At 71.5% G+C, this 15,308-nt stretch carries 16 protein-coding genes; 4 read left to right on the plus strand and 12 right to left on the minus strand.

Going from position 1 to position 15,308, the window contains the following annotated elements; translation table 11 throughout:
• Positions 1-184 precede the first annotated feature (184 nt).
• The 4 genes from AC3IF3_RS26340 to AC3IF3_RS26355 all read right to left on the minus strand — a co-directional run bounded on the left by AC3IF3_RS26340 (position 185) and on the right by AC3IF3_RS26355 (position 4,465).
• On the minus strand, positions 185-1,105 hold the full coding sequence (locus AC3IF3_RS26340; RefSeq protein ID WP_489230883.1) for an NAD-dependent epimerase/dehydratase family protein: 921 nt from the start codon (positions 1,103-1,105) through the stop codon (positions 185-187).
• Positions 1,102-2,139, minus strand: coding sequence for an MraY family glycosyltransferase (locus AC3IF3_RS26345; protein ID WP_489230884.1), 1,038 nt, complete (start codon positions 2,137-2,139; stop codon positions 1,102-1,104). Before AC3IF3_RS26345 ends, AC3IF3_RS26340 begins: the two co-directional genes overlap by 4 nt.
• Before the next feature lie 9 nt (positions 2,140-2,148).
• Complete coding sequence (locus AC3IF3_RS26350) at positions 2,149-2,370, minus strand: hypothetical protein (protein ID WP_489230885.1); 222 nt, start codon at positions 2,368-2,370, stop codon at positions 2,149-2,151.
• A 61-nt stretch (positions 2,371-2,431) separates the two neighbouring features.
• On the minus strand, positions 2,432-4,465 hold the full coding sequence (locus tag AC3IF3_RS26355) for a protein meaA (RefSeq protein WP_489230887.1): 2,034 nt from the start codon (positions 4,463-4,465) through the stop codon (positions 2,432-2,434).
• 556 nt (positions 4,466-5,021) lie between these two features.
• Between AC3IF3_RS26355 and ccrA the strand changes: the two genes are divergently transcribed.
• Positions 5,022-6,308, plus strand: coding sequence for a crotonyl-CoA carboxylase/reductase (gene ccrA, locus AC3IF3_RS26360; protein WP_243969548.1), 1,287 nt, complete (start codon positions 5,022-5,024; stop codon positions 6,306-6,308).
• 206 nt (positions 6,309-6,514) lie between these two features.
• Complete coding sequence (locus AC3IF3_RS26365) at positions 6,515-6,832, plus strand: alkylphosphonate utilization protein (RefSeq protein ID WP_243969546.1); 318 nt, start codon at positions 6,515-6,517, stop codon at positions 6,830-6,832.
• A 30-nt stretch (positions 6,833-6,862) separates the two neighbouring features.
• On the opposite strand, the gene AC3IF3_RS26370 is transcribed toward AC3IF3_RS26365, so the two are convergent.
• On the minus strand, positions 6,863-7,039 hold the full coding sequence (locus tag AC3IF3_RS26370) for a hypothetical protein (protein WP_243969544.1): 177 nt from the start codon (positions 7,037-7,039) through the stop codon (positions 6,863-6,865).
• A 204-nt stretch (positions 7,040-7,243) separates the two neighbouring features.
• On the opposite strand from AC3IF3_RS26370, the gene AC3IF3_RS26375 reads away from it, so the two are divergent.
• Complete coding sequence (locus AC3IF3_RS26375; RefSeq protein WP_489230888.1) at positions 7,244-8,650, plus strand: S1 family serine peptidase; 1,407 nt, start codon at positions 7,244-7,246, stop codon at positions 8,648-8,650.
• A gap of 317 nt (positions 8,651-8,967) precedes the next feature.
• On the opposite strand, the gene AC3IF3_RS26380 is transcribed toward AC3IF3_RS26375, so the two are convergent.
• The 7 genes from AC3IF3_RS26380 to AC3IF3_RS26410 all read right to left on the minus strand — a co-directional run bounded on the left by AC3IF3_RS26380 (position 8,968) and on the right by AC3IF3_RS26410 (position 14,702).
• Positions 8,968-9,123 carry a hypothetical protein gene (locus AC3IF3_RS26380; RefSeq protein WP_007563230.1) on the minus strand — a complete coding sequence of 52 codons (156 nt, stop codon included), beginning with the start codon at positions 9,121-9,123 and terminating at the stop codon, positions 8,968-8,970.
• 121 nt (positions 9,124-9,244) lie between these two features.
• Entirely contained in the window at positions 9,245-10,291 is a 1,047-nt protein-coding gene (locus AC3IF3_RS26385) for a cysteine synthase A (protein WP_489230889.1), read from the minus strand.
• Positions 10,292-10,330: 39 nt separating this feature from the next.
• Positions 10,331-11,314 (minus strand): sulfate/molybdate ABC transporter ATP-binding protein, encoded by a 984-nt coding sequence (locus AC3IF3_RS26390; protein ID WP_489230891.1) that lies wholly within the window; start codon positions 11,312-11,314, stop codon positions 10,331-10,333.
• Between the two features lie 70 nt (positions 11,315-11,384).
• The gene (cysW, locus tag AC3IF3_RS26395) at positions 11,385-12,266 is read right to left on the minus strand and encodes a sulfate ABC transporter permease subunit CysW (protein ID WP_489230892.1); all 882 of its coding nucleotides are present in this window, start codon (positions 12,264-12,266) and stop codon (positions 11,385-11,387) included.
• Complete coding sequence (gene cysT / locus AC3IF3_RS26400; RefSeq protein ID WP_489230894.1) at positions 12,259-13,113, minus strand: sulfate ABC transporter permease subunit CysT; 855 nt, start codon at positions 13,111-13,113, stop codon at positions 12,259-12,261. The genes cysW and cysT overlap by 8 nt, the downstream gene beginning before the upstream one ends.
• An 11-nt stretch (positions 13,114-13,124) precedes the next feature.
• Positions 13,125-14,162: a sulfate ABC transporter substrate-binding protein gene (locus AC3IF3_RS26405; protein WP_243969532.1), complete on the minus strand. Its 1,038-nt coding sequence runs from the start codon at positions 14,160-14,162 to the stop codon at positions 13,125-13,127.
• A 354-nt stretch (positions 14,163-14,516) separates the two neighbouring features.
• Entirely contained in the window at positions 14,517-14,702 is a 186-nt protein-coding gene (locus tag AC3IF3_RS26410) for a hypothetical protein (RefSeq protein ID WP_243969530.1), read from the minus strand.
• 172 nt (positions 14,703-14,874) lie between these two features.
• Between AC3IF3_RS26410 and AC3IF3_RS26415 the strand changes: the two genes are divergently transcribed.
• Positions 14,875-15,216 carry a hypothetical protein gene (locus tag AC3IF3_RS26415; RefSeq protein ID WP_489218955.1) on the plus strand — a complete coding sequence of 114 codons (342 nt, stop codon included), beginning with the start codon at positions 14,875-14,877 and terminating at the stop codon, positions 15,214-15,216.
• The last annotated feature ends 92 nt before the right edge of the window (positions 15,217-15,308 follow it).

The following is a 15,308-nucleotide window of genomic DNA, read 5'->3' on the forward strand; positions in this document are numbered from 1 at the left end:
TGTGTAGCCCGTAGCCCGCACGGGAGAGGGGATCTGCGCCCGGTCCTGAAGACCCATCCCCGATGCGTGAATCCCCTCGCTCGGCGATGCGGCGCAGGCCGCCATCGTGCACTTGGTCCGGGCTCCGATGTAGGAATACGGCTCTCCCGAAAGGGAGAACAGGCGCGACACGACAGTCCGGCGCTCAACCCCCGTCCCGCGCCAGCCGCACCAGCCCGTCCCGCGTCGGCCCGGCCGGGCGCCATCCCAGAGCCGCGAGGCCGTCGGCGCGGGCCTCCAGGCCCTCCGCCACCCGGGCGAACTGCGCCGCCCGCCCGGTCAGCCGGCAGGCCAGCCCGAGGAGCCTCGCCGGCACCGGGACCAGCCCCGGATTGCGGCCGAGGCCGGCGCGGAGCGCGGCGATCATCTCGGGAAGGCTCAGCGGATCCGGGTCGGCGGCGATCAGCGCCCGGCGCAGCGGCTCGGGCGCCCGCAGCACCGCGTCCACGGCCGCCGACAGACTCTCCAGGGCGATCAGCGAGCGCCGCGCCGTCAGCCCCCCGAGCGGCAGCGGATAGGGGCTGCGGGCGAGCCGCAGGAGCGCGGCCATGTTGCCCTTCACGCCGGCGCCGTAGACCAGGACCGGGCGGAGCGCGACCCAGTCGAGCCCGGTCTCGGCGAGCGCCCGCTCGGCCTCCAGCTTGGAGCGGCCGTAGGCGTCGGTCGGCGCCGCGGGATCGCCCTCGCCGATCACGCCGGGCGCGCTGGCGCCGACCTGCGCGCGGATCGAGGACAGGAACACGAACCGGCGCACCTTGGCGCGCGCGGCCGCCTCCGCGAGCCTGCGCGTCGCTTCGGTGTTGAGGGTGCGGTAATCGTCCTCCGGGGCGCCCGACATCGCATGGGCGAGACCGGCCGAATGCACCACGGCGTCGACGCCGCTGAGCGCCGCCGCCATATTGATCGGGCGCGTCAGGTCGCCGACCACCGCGCTCGCCGCGCCCTCCGGCAGGGCCGTGGGCCGGCGCAGCAGCACCCGGACCCGGTAGCCGCGGGCCGTGAGGTCGGCGAGCAGGCGGCGGCCGATGAAGCCGGTCGCCCCGGTGAGCGCGATCGATCCGGTCACGGGCGGGCGGCACCTTCGGCGGGGGCCGGCGCCGGGGCGCGGGCGAAGCGGCGGAGCAGGGACGCGACCAGGGCGAGCCCGGCCGCGAGCGCCGCGAGGGTGACCGGCCAGGACGGCCAAAACAAGGTCGCGGCGGCGAGCGCCGCCAGCGCGAGATTGACCGCGAACACCCGCCCCACCACGCCCGGAACCGTCAGGCCGTTCACGGTGGCGCGCTGGTAGTAGTGGCCGCGATGGGCCTCCCAGACCCGCTCGCCCCGGGCCGCCCGGGCGGCCAGCGTCAAAGTGGCATCGGCCACGGCGGTGAGCGGCAGCAGCAGAGCGGCCGCGAGGCCCCCCGCCAGGGCCAGATGCCAGAGCAGCCACGCGGTGACGAGCCCGACCGGCAGCGCGCCGACATCCCCGAGGAAGAGTTTCGCGACCGGCCGGTTGAACGGCGCGAAGCCGAGCATCGCCCCGAGCAGACAGGCCGCCACGAGCGTCGGCAGCGGCGGGAGGCATCCGGTGAGCCCGAGCAGCAGCAGCGCCCCGGCCACCGGGACGGTCTCGGCGACCGTCATCCAGTCGAGCCCGTCCATGAAGTTCGTCAGGTTCACGAACCAGAGCCCCGCCAGCAGCGCGAGGCCGCGTTCGAACCAAAGGGGTGCCCCGGGCAGGAGCCGCCCGTCGAGGTGCCAGACCAGCAGCCCGACCGCGACCGCCTGCACGGCGAGCCGGAGGGCGGCCGGCAGCGGTCGGAGGTCGTCCACCGCACCGAGGAAAGCCAGGGCCAGGGTACAGCCTGCGAGCCAGATCCAGTCCGGCCGGCCGCCGATCTCCGGCGCGGCGATGAGCAGCCCCGAGATCGTCAGGAGCGCCGTCACCACGGCGATGCCGCCGCCCTGCGGGGTCGGCACGGTGTGGCTGGAGCGGGCGTTCGGCCGCGCCAGGGCGTAGCGCCGGAGCAGCGGGAACAGGCGCAGGATCAGCCCCGCCGAGAGGGCGGCGGCCAGCGGGACGGCGAGGAGGAGGATCGTGGGCAGGGCGGACGGCATGGCGCCGTCCTACGCGATCCGCCGCGCAGCCGGGAAGGGGCGGGGTCGGGCCGCCCGCGTGGTGCGGAAGCGCGCGACCTCGGCTCCCGATGCTCGGACTGACGCGACAGCGCGCGCGGCCCCGAGCCCCTGCGCGGCGGCGGAATGGGCGAGGCTCGCGAGGGTGCCGGTCACCGCGCCGGTGCCGGCGGCCGCCTCGGCGACGTGGCGGACGATCTTCCGCGTCGCCACCACCTGCTCCGCCTTGTTCGGTGCGCGATCGAGACGCGATTCGCCTTGCGCGTGGCCCGGTTCAGTAGACCTGCGCATCCGCCCGCGGCCGGTCGTCCCGGCGCTCCAGGCTCTTCTCCACCACCTTGGCCAGCCCGACCATGATCTGGTCGATGGCGTAGTCCTTGGGCGTGTAGACCGCGCGCACGCCCATGTTCTTCAGGACCAACTCGTCCTCGGGCGAGATGATGCCGCCGACCACCACGGGGATGTGGTCGAGCCCCGCCTCCCGCATCTGGGCCCGGACCTCGCGCACCAGCGGCACGTGGCTGCCCGACAGGATCGACAGGCCGACCACGTGGGCGCCGGTCTCCTTCGCCTTGGCGACGATCTCGGCGGGCGTCTGGCGGATGCCGTCGTAGGTGACGTCGAAGCCGACGTCCCGGGCGCGCAGCGCGATCTGCTCGGCGCCGTTCGAGTGGCCGTCGAGCCCGGGCTTGCCGACCACGAGCTTGGGCGTCTCGCCCAGGCGCTCGCCGAGATCGGCGATCAGGAGCTTGGCCTCCTCGGCCGCCCCGGCGGAGACCGTCTCCACGCTCACCCCGGTGGGCGCCCGGTACTCGCCGAAGACCTGCCGCAGGCGCTCGCCCCACTCGCCCGTGGTGACTCCGGCCTTCGCGGCCGCGATCGAGGGCGGCATGATGTTGGCGCCGGAGCGCGCCGCCTGCTCCAAGGCGTCCAGCGCCTGGCCGACGGCCCGGTCGTCGCGCTTGCTGCGCCACTCGCGGATCCGGCCCTGCGCCTCCATCTCCACCGTCTCGGAGACGGAAAAAATCGCCCCCTCCCCGGCGGTGAGCGGCGAGGGCTCGCCCTGCTGCCACTTGTTGACGCCGACCACGATCTGCTCGCCGGCCTCGATCGCCGAGATCCGCTTGGCGTTCGACTCGACCAGGGCGCGCTTGAGGGCGCCGGTCTCCACCGCGGCGACCGCGCCGCCGATGCCGCCGATCCGCTCCAGTTCCGCCCGGGTCTCGGCCTTCAGAGCCTCGACCTTGGCCTCGATGACCTTCGAGCCGTCGAAGATATCGTCATATTCCAAAAGATCGGTCTCGAAGGCCAGGATCTGCTGCATGCGCATGGACCATTGCTGGTCCCAGGGGCGCGGCAGGCCGAGCGCCTCGTTCCAGGCCGGCAGCTGCACGGCCCGGGCGCGGGCGCGCTTGGACAGGGTCACGGCCAGCATCTCGATCAGGATGCGGTGGACGTTGTTCTCGGGCTGCTGCTCCGTCAGTCCAAGGCTGTTGACCTGAACGCCATACCGAAAGATGCGCTTCTTCGGGTCGTCGATGCCGTAGCGTTCCTGCGCGATCTCGTCCCAGAGTTCGGCGAAGGCTCGCATCTTGCAAATCTCGGTGACGAACCGCAGCCCGGCGTTCACGAAGAACGAGATCCGCCCGAACACGTCGGAAAAACTCTTTTCGTCGAATTCGGGGTCGTCGCGCACCGTGTCGAGCACCGCGATGGCGATGGCCAGTGCGTAGGACAGCTCCTGGACCGGCGTCGCCCCCGCCTCCTGCAGGTGGTAGGAGCAGACATTCATCGGGTTCCACTTCGGCACGGTCTTCGTGGTGAAGAGGATCACGTCCTTGGTGAGCCGCAGGCTCGGCGCGGGCGGGAACACGTAGGTGCCGCGCGACAGGTATTCCTTGATGATGTCGTTCTGGGTCGTGCCCTGGAGGGCGTCGAACGGCGCGCCCTGCTCCTCGGCCACCGCCAGGTAGAGCGCCAGCAGCCACGGTGCCGTGGCGTTGATGGTCATCGAGGTGTTCATCTGGGCGAGCGGGATGTCCTGGAACAGGGTCCGCATGTCGCCGAGATGCGCGATCGAGACGCCGACCTTGCCGACCTCGCCGCGCGCCAATTCGTGGTCGGGATCGTAGCCGGTCTGGGTCGGCAGGTCGAAGGCCACCGACAGGCCGGTCTGGCCCTTGGCGAGATTGCCCCGATAGAGCGCGTTGGATTCGGCCGCGTTGGAATGGCCCGCATAGGTGCGGATGATCCAGGGCTTGTCGCGGCTCGACTTGTCGCTCTTGGTCTCCGCGACGTTCGCGCCCATCCCTCGCCTCCATATGATCTTATGTCCGCGCGCGGGGCGCGGTCTTGCGGCCACCGTAGCGAAGCCTTGGCGACGCGTCATCCGGGACAGACGTGCAAGTCGCTCCCGCGGGTCCCGGCCGGCCTTTAAAAAACTTGCCCGCCCGGACAGCCCGATTTGAGGGCTGTCTTCGGTCTTCGATCCGTCCAAGGCCAGGCAGTCGGTCCCGATACGCGAGCCGGCGGCGCGCGAAGGCCGGAATCACCCCGTCGGGCGATCGTCCACCCCCGATCCCGGGGCGGAGGATGGATCGCTGGTATAAAGTCCACCCGATCTTCGGTTCCGGGGCGGCGCAAGGTCTCGGACCCGACACCCGCAAGGCCGGCGCGGAATAATACTTGGCCTGCCGAAAAGCCGAATTTGAATACGCGGGCGCCGTCCCTGTGCCGGGGCCTTTTTCCTGTCGGAAACCCTTCGGTTTCGACTTTCGGCCCACTTGGACACCTTCGGCATCGCCGCTATAGCGCGGGGGAGAACCGCGGCCTTCTAGAACCACGCGGGACGAGAGGAGAGCGAGATGGCGGCGAGCGCTGCGGTCGGTCCGGCAACCGGCGAGGTCAAGGACCTCTACGAGATGGGCGAGATCCCGCCGCTGGGTCACGTGCCGGCCAAGATGTATGCCTGGGCGATCCGGCGCGAGCGCCATGGGCCCCCGGAGCAGTCCCACCAGCTCGAAGTGCTGCCGGTCTGGGAGATCGGCGACGACGAGGTGCTGGTCTACGTCATGGCGGCGGGCGTCAACTACAACGGCGTCTGGGCCGGCCTCGGCGAGCCGATCTCGCCCTTCGACGTGCACAAGGGCGAATACCACATCGCCGGCTCGGACGCGTCGGGCATCGTCTGGAAGGTCGGCGCCAAGGTGAAGCGCTGGAAGGTCGGCGACGAGGTCATCGTCCATTGCAACCAGGACGACGGCGACGACGAGGAGTGCAACGGCGGCGATCCGATGTTCTCGCCGACCCAGCGGATCTGGGGCTACGAGACCGGCGACGGCTCCTTCGCGCAGTTCTGCCGGGTTCAGTCGCGCCAGCTGATGCACCGGCCCAAGCACCTGACCTGGGAGGAGGCGGCCTGCTACACGCTGACGCTCGCCACCGCCTACCGCATGCTGTTCGGCCACGCGCCGCACACGGTCCGTCCGGGCCAGAACGTCCTGATCTGGGGCGCCTCCGGCGGCCTCGGCGTGTTCGGCGTCCAGCTCTGCGCGGCCTCCGGCGCCAACGCCATCGCGGTGATCTCGGACGAGTCGAAGCGCGACTACGTGATGAGCCTCGGCGCCAAGGGCGTCATCAACCGGAAAGACTTCGACTGCTGGGGCCAGCTTCCGAAGGTGAACTCCCCTGAATTTCACGCCTGGACGAAAGAGGCGCGGAAATTCGGCAAGGCGATCTGGGAGATCACCGGCAAGCAGGATGTCGACATCGTGTTCGAGCATCCCGGCGAGGCGACCTTCCCGGTCTCGGCGCTGGTGGTGAAGCGCGGCGGCATGGTGGTGTTCTGCGCCGGCACCACCGGCTTCAACATCACCTTCGACGCCCGCTATGTCTGGATGCGGCAGAAGCGGATCCAGGGCTCGCACTTCGCCCATCTCAAGCAGGCGTCCTCGGCCAACCAGTTCGTGCTCGACCGGCGGATCGACCCGTGCATGAGCGAGGTGTTCCCCTGGGACAAGATCCCCCAGGCCCACACCAAGATGTGGAAGAACCTGCACCCGCCGGGCAACATGGCCTGCCTGGTCAATTCCCCCCGCGCCGGTCTGCGCACCGTCGAGGACGTGATCGAGGCCGGGCCGCTCAAGCGGTAGCCCGCCCGGCCCCGGGGGCGGCGCGCCTGGCCAGTGCGGGCCCGTGCCCGATGCAAGTGCGGGCTCGCGCCCGGGCCGCCCGATCGGCTAAGCTCGTCCGTCCCCCGCCGACTCGGCGACTGGCTCGGTGCGTGGGGACGCGCGGATGACGGGCCTGCGAGATCCTGACCGGACCCTGCCCCGAACCGAACCCGGGGGCTGAGGATTTGACAGGCGACGACGAGACTTACGTGTACGACGAGGCCACCGGCGAGTGGCTGCCGCCGGGGGCGGCGGGCGCGGCCCCCGAGACGGTGGCGGCCCCCGAGACGGTGGCGGTCCGCGACGCGGCCGGTACCATCCTCGCCGACGGCGATTCCGTGACCCTGATCAAGGACCTCAAGGTCAAGGGCGCCAACCAGACCCTGAAGCAGGGCACGGTCATCCGGTCGATCCGGCTCACGGACGATCCGGAGGAGATCGACTGCCGCCACGACACCATCAAGGGCCTCGTCCTGCGCACCGAGTTCGTGCGCAAGCGCTGAGCCCGCCGCGGGCGGAATGCGGCGGTGCGCCTAGCGCTTGCGCGGCTCGTCCTGCGGCAGGTGGCGCCCGTAGACCTCCTGCTTCTCCGCCCGCTCCTGGATCAGGTCGGCATAGGCCTGCCGCATCTCCGGGGAGACGCTGATGCTCTTGCCCTTGGCGGCCTTGCGCTTGGGCGCCTTCTTGAAGGTGTTGTTCGTCTCGCTCATGCCGGCCCCCTCGAACCGTGGCGGCGTCGCGCGGCCCCTAGGCCGATTCGGGTGTCCGGCCGCCGCCCGGGGCCGGACAGGCGCCCTGTAGCGCATCGCGGCGGGGGACGCACGGTGGCACAGCGTCGGCGGGGATCGAAACGGTGCGATCTGGCCTGCCGCATCGGCCTCTGCCAGGATCGGGCCGTTGGATCGGGGGCGAACATGGATTCGGGCGGATCGTGGCTGGACGGGATCCGGGGCGCGACGGTGCTGCTCGCCGGCCTCCTCGCCGCCGCCCAGACCCAAGCCCAAGCCCAGGCCCGGCCGGTCCCGCCCCGGGCTGCGCCGGCGGCCGGGATACCGGTCGATCCCGCCTTCGAGGCGGCGAAGGCGGCGTTCGAGGCCCTGCCCGAGGCGGAGCGCAGGGCCGTCCAGGAGGCCCTGGTCTGGACCGGCGACTTCAACGCCGTGGTCTCGGGGGCGTTCGGGCGGCGGACCTTCGAGGCGCTCGACGCCTACCGGACCCGCGCCGGCGGGGCCGACCCCCTCGACCCGCGCGGGCGGGCGGCGCTCCTGGCGGCCGGCGCCGCGGCCAGGGCGGCGGCGCGCTTCCGGGTCGCCGTGGATCCCGGCAGCGGCGCGGCGATGGGCGTGCCCGAGCGCCTGCTGGCGAAGCGCACCGCCCTCCCCTCGGGGACCCGCTGGCAGAGCCAGGACGGCCGCGTGACCCTGGAGACCCGGGCCTACCCGCCGGGGACCGAGACCCTGGACAGCCTGTTCGAGAAGGCCACCGCGCCGCTGCCGAGCCGCAAGGTCACCTACAGGCTGCGGCGGCCGGACAGCGTGGTGGTCACCGCCGAGACCGGGACCGGCCGGTCCTATATCCGCTACGCCGCCGGGCCGGCGGGCGTGCGCGGCTTCCTGTTCGGCTACGACCGGGCCCTGGCGCCGGAGGTCGACCGCCTCGTGATCGCGGTGGCGAACGCCTTCGCGCCGTTCCCGGAGGCCGCCGCGGTGCCGACCGATCCGGGCTCTGCGACGGCCCGACCGGCTCCGGCCCGGCCCGAGGCCGGCCCTGCCCCGGCACAGGAGGTCTCCAGCGCGGGGGCAGGTCTCACGGTGGCGCCGGGCCGCGTGCTCACGGCCGCCGCGGTCTTGGAGGGCTGCGCCCTGCCCCGCATCGGGAGCGCGCCGGCCCGGATGCTCGCCGCCGACCCGGCTGGTCTCGCGCTCCTCGACGCGCCGGGGTCCCCCGCCCCGCTCCGGCCCGCAGCGCGGGTGGAGCCGGTCGGGGCCGAGGACGGCTTGATCGCCCTCGCCCCGGGCCCGGACGGGATCGGGGCCGCCCCCGGAAGCGCGGTCGGGGGCGACGTGATCGCGGCCCTCCAGCCGGGCTCGGCCGGCGCGCCGGTGCTCGACCGGTCCGGTCGGCTCGTCGGGCTGGTCGCCCGCTATCCCGCGGCGCCGCGCCGGGTCGCCGGGATCGTGCCCCCGGCGCGCCTGCCGCTGGTGCCGGTCCGGGCGATCGGCCCGTTCCTCGCCGCCCAGGGCATCGCCGAGGCGAAGCCGCTTCAGGACGGCGGCCCCGGGGCGGTGGCGCGGGCGGTGGTGGGCATCGCCTGCCGCTAGCGCCTCCCGAGGGCGCGGTCAGGCGCGAGGCTTGGGGGCCCTTGGCTTGGGCACCCTGGCCATCCAGCCCGCGCCCGCCTTCGAGGCCTCCGCTGCGCTCCGGCGCCCCCGGCGAAGGGCGGTCGGGGTGGGATGCCGAACGCCGGTCCATTCCGTCATCGCAAGGTCGACGACCGCGGTCCGGCACGTTCGGGAGCGGCGCCGGCGCACCGTCCCGCGAAATCGCGATCGGGACGATGCCTTCGTCCCTCGATCCGCCTCACCCCGAACGCCGGAGGCCGTCTTTCGGGGTGAGGCTTCGGGCAACGGCCCGCGGATTACAGCCGGCCGGTGACCAGCAGGACGATCAGCACGATGAGCAGGATGCCGCCGAGGCCGAAGCCGGGGCCGCGATAGGCGCCGCCGCCGAGGAAGCCGCCGCCACCGAAGGCCAGGATGATCAGGATGATGAGGAGGATGGTGACGAGGGACATGGTCGAACTCTCCGGACGGTCGCGCTGATGCGAGCGTGACCGTTCAAACGCTGCGACATTCCGTTCCGTTCAACCCCACGCCACGCTTTTGTGAGGAAAGTTTCGGATGGGCGCCCGGGTCTCAGGCGTGCCAGTCCGGCAGCGCATCCCCGGGCGCGTCGAGCCAGCCCGGCACCGGCAGGTTCCGCTCCGTCAGGAAGGCCGGGTTGAACAGCTTCGAGGCGTAGCGCGCCGCCCCGTCGCACAGGATCGTCACCACGGTGTGGCCGGGCCCGAGTTCCCAGGCCAGCCGGATCGCCCCGGCGACGTTGATCCCCGAGGAGCCGCCGAGCGACAGCCCCTCCTCCCGCATCAGGCCGAACACGATGTCCAGCGCCTCGCGGTCCGGGATGCGGAAGGCATGATCCGGGGTGAAGCCGTCGAGGTTCCGCGTGATGCGGCCCTGGCCGATCCCCTCGGTGATCGAGGACCCCTCGGCCTTCAGGGTACCGGTCGTGTAGTGGGCGTAGAGGGCCGAGCCCTCCGGGTCCGAGAGGGCGATCTTCACCTGCGGATTGCGGGCGCGCAGGGCCTCGGCGGTGCCGGCCAGCGTGCCCCCGGTCCCGGCCGCGCAGGTGAAGCCGTCGACCCGGCCGCCGGTCTGCGCCCAGATCTCCGGGCCGGTGCCGTCCACATGGGCCTGCCGGTTGGCGACATTGTCGAACTGGTCGGCGAAGAAGGCACCCGCCGGTTCCGTGGCGGCGAGCTTGTCCGCGAGCCGTCGGGCGACGTGGACGTAGTTGTTCGGGTTGGCGAAGGGTACGGCCGGCACCTCGACGAGGCGTGCCCCCGCGAGCCGCAGGGTCTGCTTCTTCTCCTCGGACTGGGTGACCGGGATGACGATCAGCGTCCGGTAGCCGCGCACCGACGCCACCAGGGCGAGGCCGATGCCGGTATTGCCGGCGGTGCCCTCCACGATGGTGCCGCCCGGCCGGATCAGGCCCCGCGCCTCCGCGTCCCGCACGATGGCGAGCGCGGCGCGGTCCTTCACCGACAGGCCGGGATTGAGGAACTCGGCCTTCCCAAGAATCTCGCAGCCGGTCGCCTCGGAGGCCCGGCGCAGGCGGATCAGCGGCGTGTCGCCGATGGCGGCGAGGACATCCGGAGCGGTGCGATTCGGTTCGGTCATGGGCGGGAACCTAGGCAGGTGCGCCGGGGCTGGCGAGCGTCACCCGAACACATGCCCCCCGTTGATCCGCAGGCCCACCGGGTGCCCGGCCGGGTAGCGCACGCCGTCGAAATCCTCCACGGCGAGCAGGTGCCCCTCGGCATCGGCCACCTCGATCCGCTGGCGTCCCTGCGTCCGGTAGGAGCTGCGCACGGTGCCGGTGAGATGCGCGGTCTCGGGCTCGGCGAGCTGCAGCTGCCAGGGGCGCACGTAGAGCTTGACCGGGCCGATCACCCCGGCGGGCGCGACCACCGGCGTCTCCCGGCCCCGCACCAGGACGCGGCCGCCCTCGGCGATGGCCTCGACCTCGACGGAATCCCCCAAAAACTTCATCACGGTGGCGGAGGCCGGGTGCTCCTGCACCTCGTCGGGGGTGCCGACCTGCTCGAGGCGCCCGTGGTCGAGCACCGCCACCCGGTCGGACAGCTCCAGGGCCTCGTCCTGGTCGTGGGTCACGAAGATCGTGGTCTGGCCGGTGCGGTCGTGGATCTCCCGCAGCCAGCGGCGCAGGTCTTTTCGCACCTGGGCGTCCAGCGCCCCGAAGGGCTCGTCCAGCAGCAGCACCCGGGGCTCGACCGCGAGCGCCCGGGCGAGCGCCACCCGCTGGCGCTGGCCGCCCGAGAGCTGCGACGGATAGCGGTCGCCGAAGCCGGAGAGCCGGATCAGATCGAGGAGGTCGCCGACCCGGCGCTTGATCTCAGGCCTGGCCGGCCGGTCGGCCCGGCGGCGCGCGTTCAGCCCGTAGGCGATGTTGTCGGCCACGCTCATATGCTTGAACAGGGCGTAGTGCTGGAACACGAAGCCCACTGCCCGCTCCTGCACGGGCAGGCCGGTGGCATCGTCGCCGCCGAACAGGATCCGGCCCCGGTCCGGCGCGTCGAGCCCCGCGATGATCCGCAGCAGCGTCGTCTTGCCGGAACCTGAGGGGCCGAGCAGGCCGATCAGCTCCCCCGCCCGCACGTCGAGGGACAGGTCGTGCAGCACCGCCGCCGTGTCGAAGGTCTTCGAGACGGTCTCGACCCGGATCGCCGTCGACGGGCGATCCGAGGGGGCGTCAGTGCGCCCGGCCGCCCGCGAGCTCGCCTGAGAAGCGCCATTCGAGGACGGATTTGAGGACGAGGGTGATGAGGGCAAGGGCGGCAAGGAGCGAAGCGACGGCGAAGGCGGCGACGAAGTTGTACTCATTGTAGAGGATCTCCACGTGGAGCGGGATGGTGTTGGTCAGGCCGCGGATGTGGCCCGACACCACCGAGACCGCCCCGAATTCGCCCATCGCCCGGGCATTGCAGAGGAGCACGCTGTAGAGCAGGCCCCAGCGGATGTTGGGCAGCGTCACCGTGCGGAACGCGTGCAGGCCCGAGGCGCCGAGCGTCAGCGCCGCCTCCTCCTCGGCGGTGCCCTGCTCCTGCATCAGCGGGATCAGCTCCCGGGCGACGAACGGGAAGGTCACGAACACCGTAGCCAGCACGATCCCCGGCAGGGCGAACAGCACCTGGATGCCGTGATCGAGCAGGAATCCGCCGAACAGGCCCTGGGAACCGAACAGCAGCACGTAGATCAGCCCCGAGACCACCGGCGAGACCGAGAAGGGCAGGTCGATCAGGGTGATCAGCAGGGATTTCCCGGGGAACTCGAACTTGGCGATCGCCCAGGAGGCGGCGAGCCCGAACACCACGTTGAACGGCACCGCGATCGCCGCCACCGTCAGCGTCAGGCGGATCGCGCTCCAGGCGTCCGGCTCCCGGAACGCGTCCAGGAAGGCGGCCAGCCCGTGCGACAGGGCCTGGGTGAAGACCGCGATCAGCGGCAGCACCAGGAACAGCGCCAGGAACGCCACGGCGATCCCGATCAGGACCGCGCGGGTGGCCGCCCCCTCGGAGGCGACCGAGTCCGGCTTGGCCGACGGCACGGAGGCCGGGGAGAAGATCTCAGACATAGCCGAACCGCCGCCGTGACCAGGTCTGGATGAGGTTGATGGCGAGCAGCGTCAGGAACGAGATCCCGAGCATGATCGTGGCGATCGCCGCCGCCCCGCCATAGTCGAACTCGGAGAGCTTGATCACGATCAGCAGCGGCGCGATCTCCGACACGTAGGGCAGGTTGCCGGCGATGAAGATGATCGAGCCGTACTCGCCGACCCCCCGAGCGAAGGCGAGCGCGAAGCCGGTGAGCACCGCCGGGATCAGCGGCGGCAGCACGACCTTGGTCAAGGTGACGATCCGCGTGGCGCCCAGGGTTGCGGAGGCCTCCTCGATCTCCTTGTCGATCTCGGCGATCAGCGGCTGCACGGTCCGCACCGCGAAGGGCAGGCCGATGAACACCATGGCGATGAAGATGCCCACCGGGGTGTAGGCCGCCTGGATGCCGAGCCGGGCCAGGGGCGCGCCGACGAGCCCGTCCGGCGCGTAGAGCGAGGCCAGCGCGATGCCGGCGACCGCGGTCGGAAGGGCGAAGGGCAGGTCCACCGCCGCGTCGACGAGCTTGCGGCCCGGGAAGCGGTAGCGGGTCAGCACCCAGGCGACCAGGAAGCCGAACACGGAGGCCACGAGGGCGGCGAGCGCCGAGACGCCGAAGCTGATCCGCAGGGCGCTCGCCACCCGCGGATCGGTGGCGACCCCCCAGATCCCCCAGAGCCCGAGCCCCGAGGCCTTGGCGACCAGCCCGGCGAGCGGCAGCAGCACGATCAGCCCGAGGCAGGTCAGCGTGTAGCCGAAGCTGATCCCGAAACCCGGGATCACGCTCGGCCGGCGGAAGGTGCGTTTGCGACGCGGCGTCTCGACCATGGTCCGGAGCCTCAGCGGCCGGCGCGGCTCAAGCGGTCGAACAGGCCGCCGGCGTCGAAGTTCCGCTTCTGGATCTCGTCCCAGGAGCCCTGCAGGTCCTCGATCTTGAACAGCTTGATCTCGGGGAGCTGGGCGAGGTCGGCGGGCGCCGCCGCGTCCCGCTTGATCGGCCGATAATGGTGCTTGGCGAAGATCGCCTGGGCGCGGTCGGTGTAGAGGAAGTCCAGATAGGCCTGGGCGGCCTTGGTGGTGCCCTTGCGCTCGGCGTTCACCGCCACGAGGGCCACCGGCGGCTCGGCGTAGATCGAGCTCGGCGGCGAGACGATGTCGAACTTGTCGGCGCCGAACTCCTGGAGCACCAGATAGGCCTCGTTCTCCCAGGTCGGCAGCACGTCGCCGAGGCCGCGCTGGGCGAAGGTCACGGTCGAGCCGCGCGCCCCCGTGTCGAGCACCGGCACGTTCCTGTAGATCTGCCCCACGAAGGCGTCGGCCTTGGCGGCGTCCTTGTCCTGACCGTAGGCGTAGCCCCAGGCCGCCAGGAAGTTCCAGCGCCCGCCCGCCGAGGTCTTCGGGTTCGGGGTGATCACCTTCACGTCGGGCTTGGCGAGGTCGGCCCAGTCCTTGACGCCCTTCGGGTTGCCCTTGCGGACCAGGAACACCACCGTCGAGGTGTAGGCCACGCCCTCGTTGGGGAGCTTGGTCCGCCAATCCTCCGGGATCTTGTGGGTGAGCCGGGCGATGGCGTCGATGTCCGAGGGGATGCCCAGGGTGACCACGTCGGCATCGACGCCGTCGATCACCGTGCGCGCCTGCGCCCCCGAGCCGCCGTGGGAGGCGCGGACCGTGATCGCCTCCCCGGTCTTGGCCTTCCACTCCTCGGCGAAGACCGCGTTGATCTCCCGGTAGAGCTCACGGGTCGGGTCGTAGGAGACGTTGAGCAGGGCGGTCTCGGCGGCGGCCGGGTGCGGGCCGGTCCACAGGCCGGCCCCGGCCAGCAGGGACAGGGCGACCGCCCGGACGATTCGGCTTCGACCCGCAGCGTACGTCATCCCGTCCGATCCCCGGCCATTCGCGGTTGCGATGCAGGGGTCGCCCCCCGGAGAGCCAGAAATCGTTCGTTTTATCGAACGAAGTCAAGTCCAGCCGCGAAAATGCCCGATGCCCTGCGGTGGGGAGAATCCGGGAGACCGTTAGAAAGGCAAGCGTCGTCAGGGACGTAGCCGGCTAGAAGGCATGGATCTTCTCCCGAGATCGGATCGAGGGGAAGAAACATGACGTCTCGGCTGGTTCCATAGAACGAACGATCTATTGTGTGGTGGCGCACACCGATCTTGCCCGCAGGTCCGCCTGCCGGGCGTGACGAGCCCGCTCGTCCGAGCGCGCCTGTAAAATTCCGGTCCGGATCAGACCTTCGGCTTGGTGAGCTGGGCGATGAGCGCTTCCAGGCGCTGCGTCACCGGGGCCGCGAGGGCCTCCGCGTAGTAGACACGCAGGTTCTGGCCGAGGTGGCGCCGGATTCCGGTGGGAAGGGGTGTCGCGCGCGCGGCCGGTCCGGGCGGAGATGGACGCTCGGGATGCGGCTTCGACATGATCGGGACATCCTGGCATCGGCTCCGGACCAGAATGGCAAAGCTTGGTTAAGGACAAGTCTCCTCCGGCCGGGCGGGGCGCACCGACCGCCGGGGCGGTGTCGCAGGCCGGAACTGGCGCCGCCGGGGACACGTTGCCCACCTTTGACAATCCTGCTGCCCGGAGCCGCCCGTGTCCCGCCCGATCCCGTTGACGACGTTGGTATTTCTGGTGGCGGTCATGGCCGGATCGCCGTGCCTGGCCCAGACGAAGCCCGGGGAGATCAAGGGCGTCGACGCGATGGGCGACAAGTCCCGGAGCGCCCAGGACGGATGGAGCCAGGCTCCCGTGCCCCGGGAACAATCGGCCGCCAAGGACGCGCCGGATCCCGGCGGCCAGTCGACCAAGGAGAATGCCGACCGTCCGGTCCCGAAGGCCGAAACGGGCGGCTCCTCCGCCACCGAGCCGCAGGCGCCCCTGGAACACCGGACCGCGGGGCCTTCGGGAACCAATCCCGCGATTCCGAGCAAGTAAAAAAACCGTTTCCCCGGAGGATGATACCGGACCGGGGAAACGGGCCGCTTCATCCGGGACAGGATCGGATGCTGTGTCACGCAACCGCACTT

The organism is Methylobacterium sp. J-118, from assembly GCF_057836565.1.

Excerpts from the sequence above, each read along its gene's own strand:
- AC3IF3_RS26345 (WP_489230884.1), bottom strand. The coding sequence starts at position 2,139 with ATGCCGTCCGCCCTGCCCACGATCCTCCTCCTCGCCGTCCCGCTGGCC.
- AC3IF3_RS26355 (WP_489230887.1), bottom strand. The coding sequence starts at position 4,465 with ATGGGCGCGAACGTCGCGGAGACCAAGAGCGACAAGTCGAGCCGCGAC.
- ccrA (WP_243969548.1), top strand. The coding sequence starts at position 5,022 with ATGGCGGCGAGCGCTGCGGTCGGTCCGGCAACCGGCGAGGTCAAGGAC.
- AC3IF3_RS26370 (WP_243969544.1), bottom strand. The coding sequence starts at position 7,039 with ATGAGCGAGACGAACAACACCTTCAAGAAGGCGCCCAAGCGCAAGGCC.
- AC3IF3_RS26375 (WP_489230888.1), top strand. The coding sequence starts at position 7,244 with ATGGATTCGGGCGGATCGTGGCTGGACGGGATCCGGGGCGCGACGGTG.
- AC3IF3_RS26380 (WP_007563230.1), bottom strand. The coding sequence starts at position 9,123 with ATGTCCCTCGTCACCATCCTCCTCATCATCCTGATCATCCTGGCCTTC.
- AC3IF3_RS26385 (WP_489230889.1), bottom strand. The coding sequence starts at position 10,291 with ATGACCGAACCGAATCGCACCGCTCCGGATGTCCTCGCCGCCATCGGC.
- cysW (WP_489230892.1), bottom strand. The coding sequence starts at position 12,266 with ATGTCTGAGATCTTCTCCCCGGCCTCCGTGCCGTCGGCCAAGCCGGAC.
- cysT (WP_489230894.1), bottom strand. The coding sequence starts at position 13,113 with ATGGTCGAGACGCCGCGTCGCAAACGCACCTTCCGCCGGCCGAGCGTG.
- AC3IF3_RS26405 (WP_243969532.1), bottom strand. The coding sequence starts at position 14,162 with ATGACGTACGCTGCGGGTCGAAGCCGAATCGTCCGGGCGGTCGCCCTG.
- AC3IF3_RS26410 (WP_243969530.1), bottom strand. The coding sequence starts at position 14,702 with ATGTCGAAGCCGCATCCCGAGCGTCCATCTCCGCCCGGACCGGCCGCG.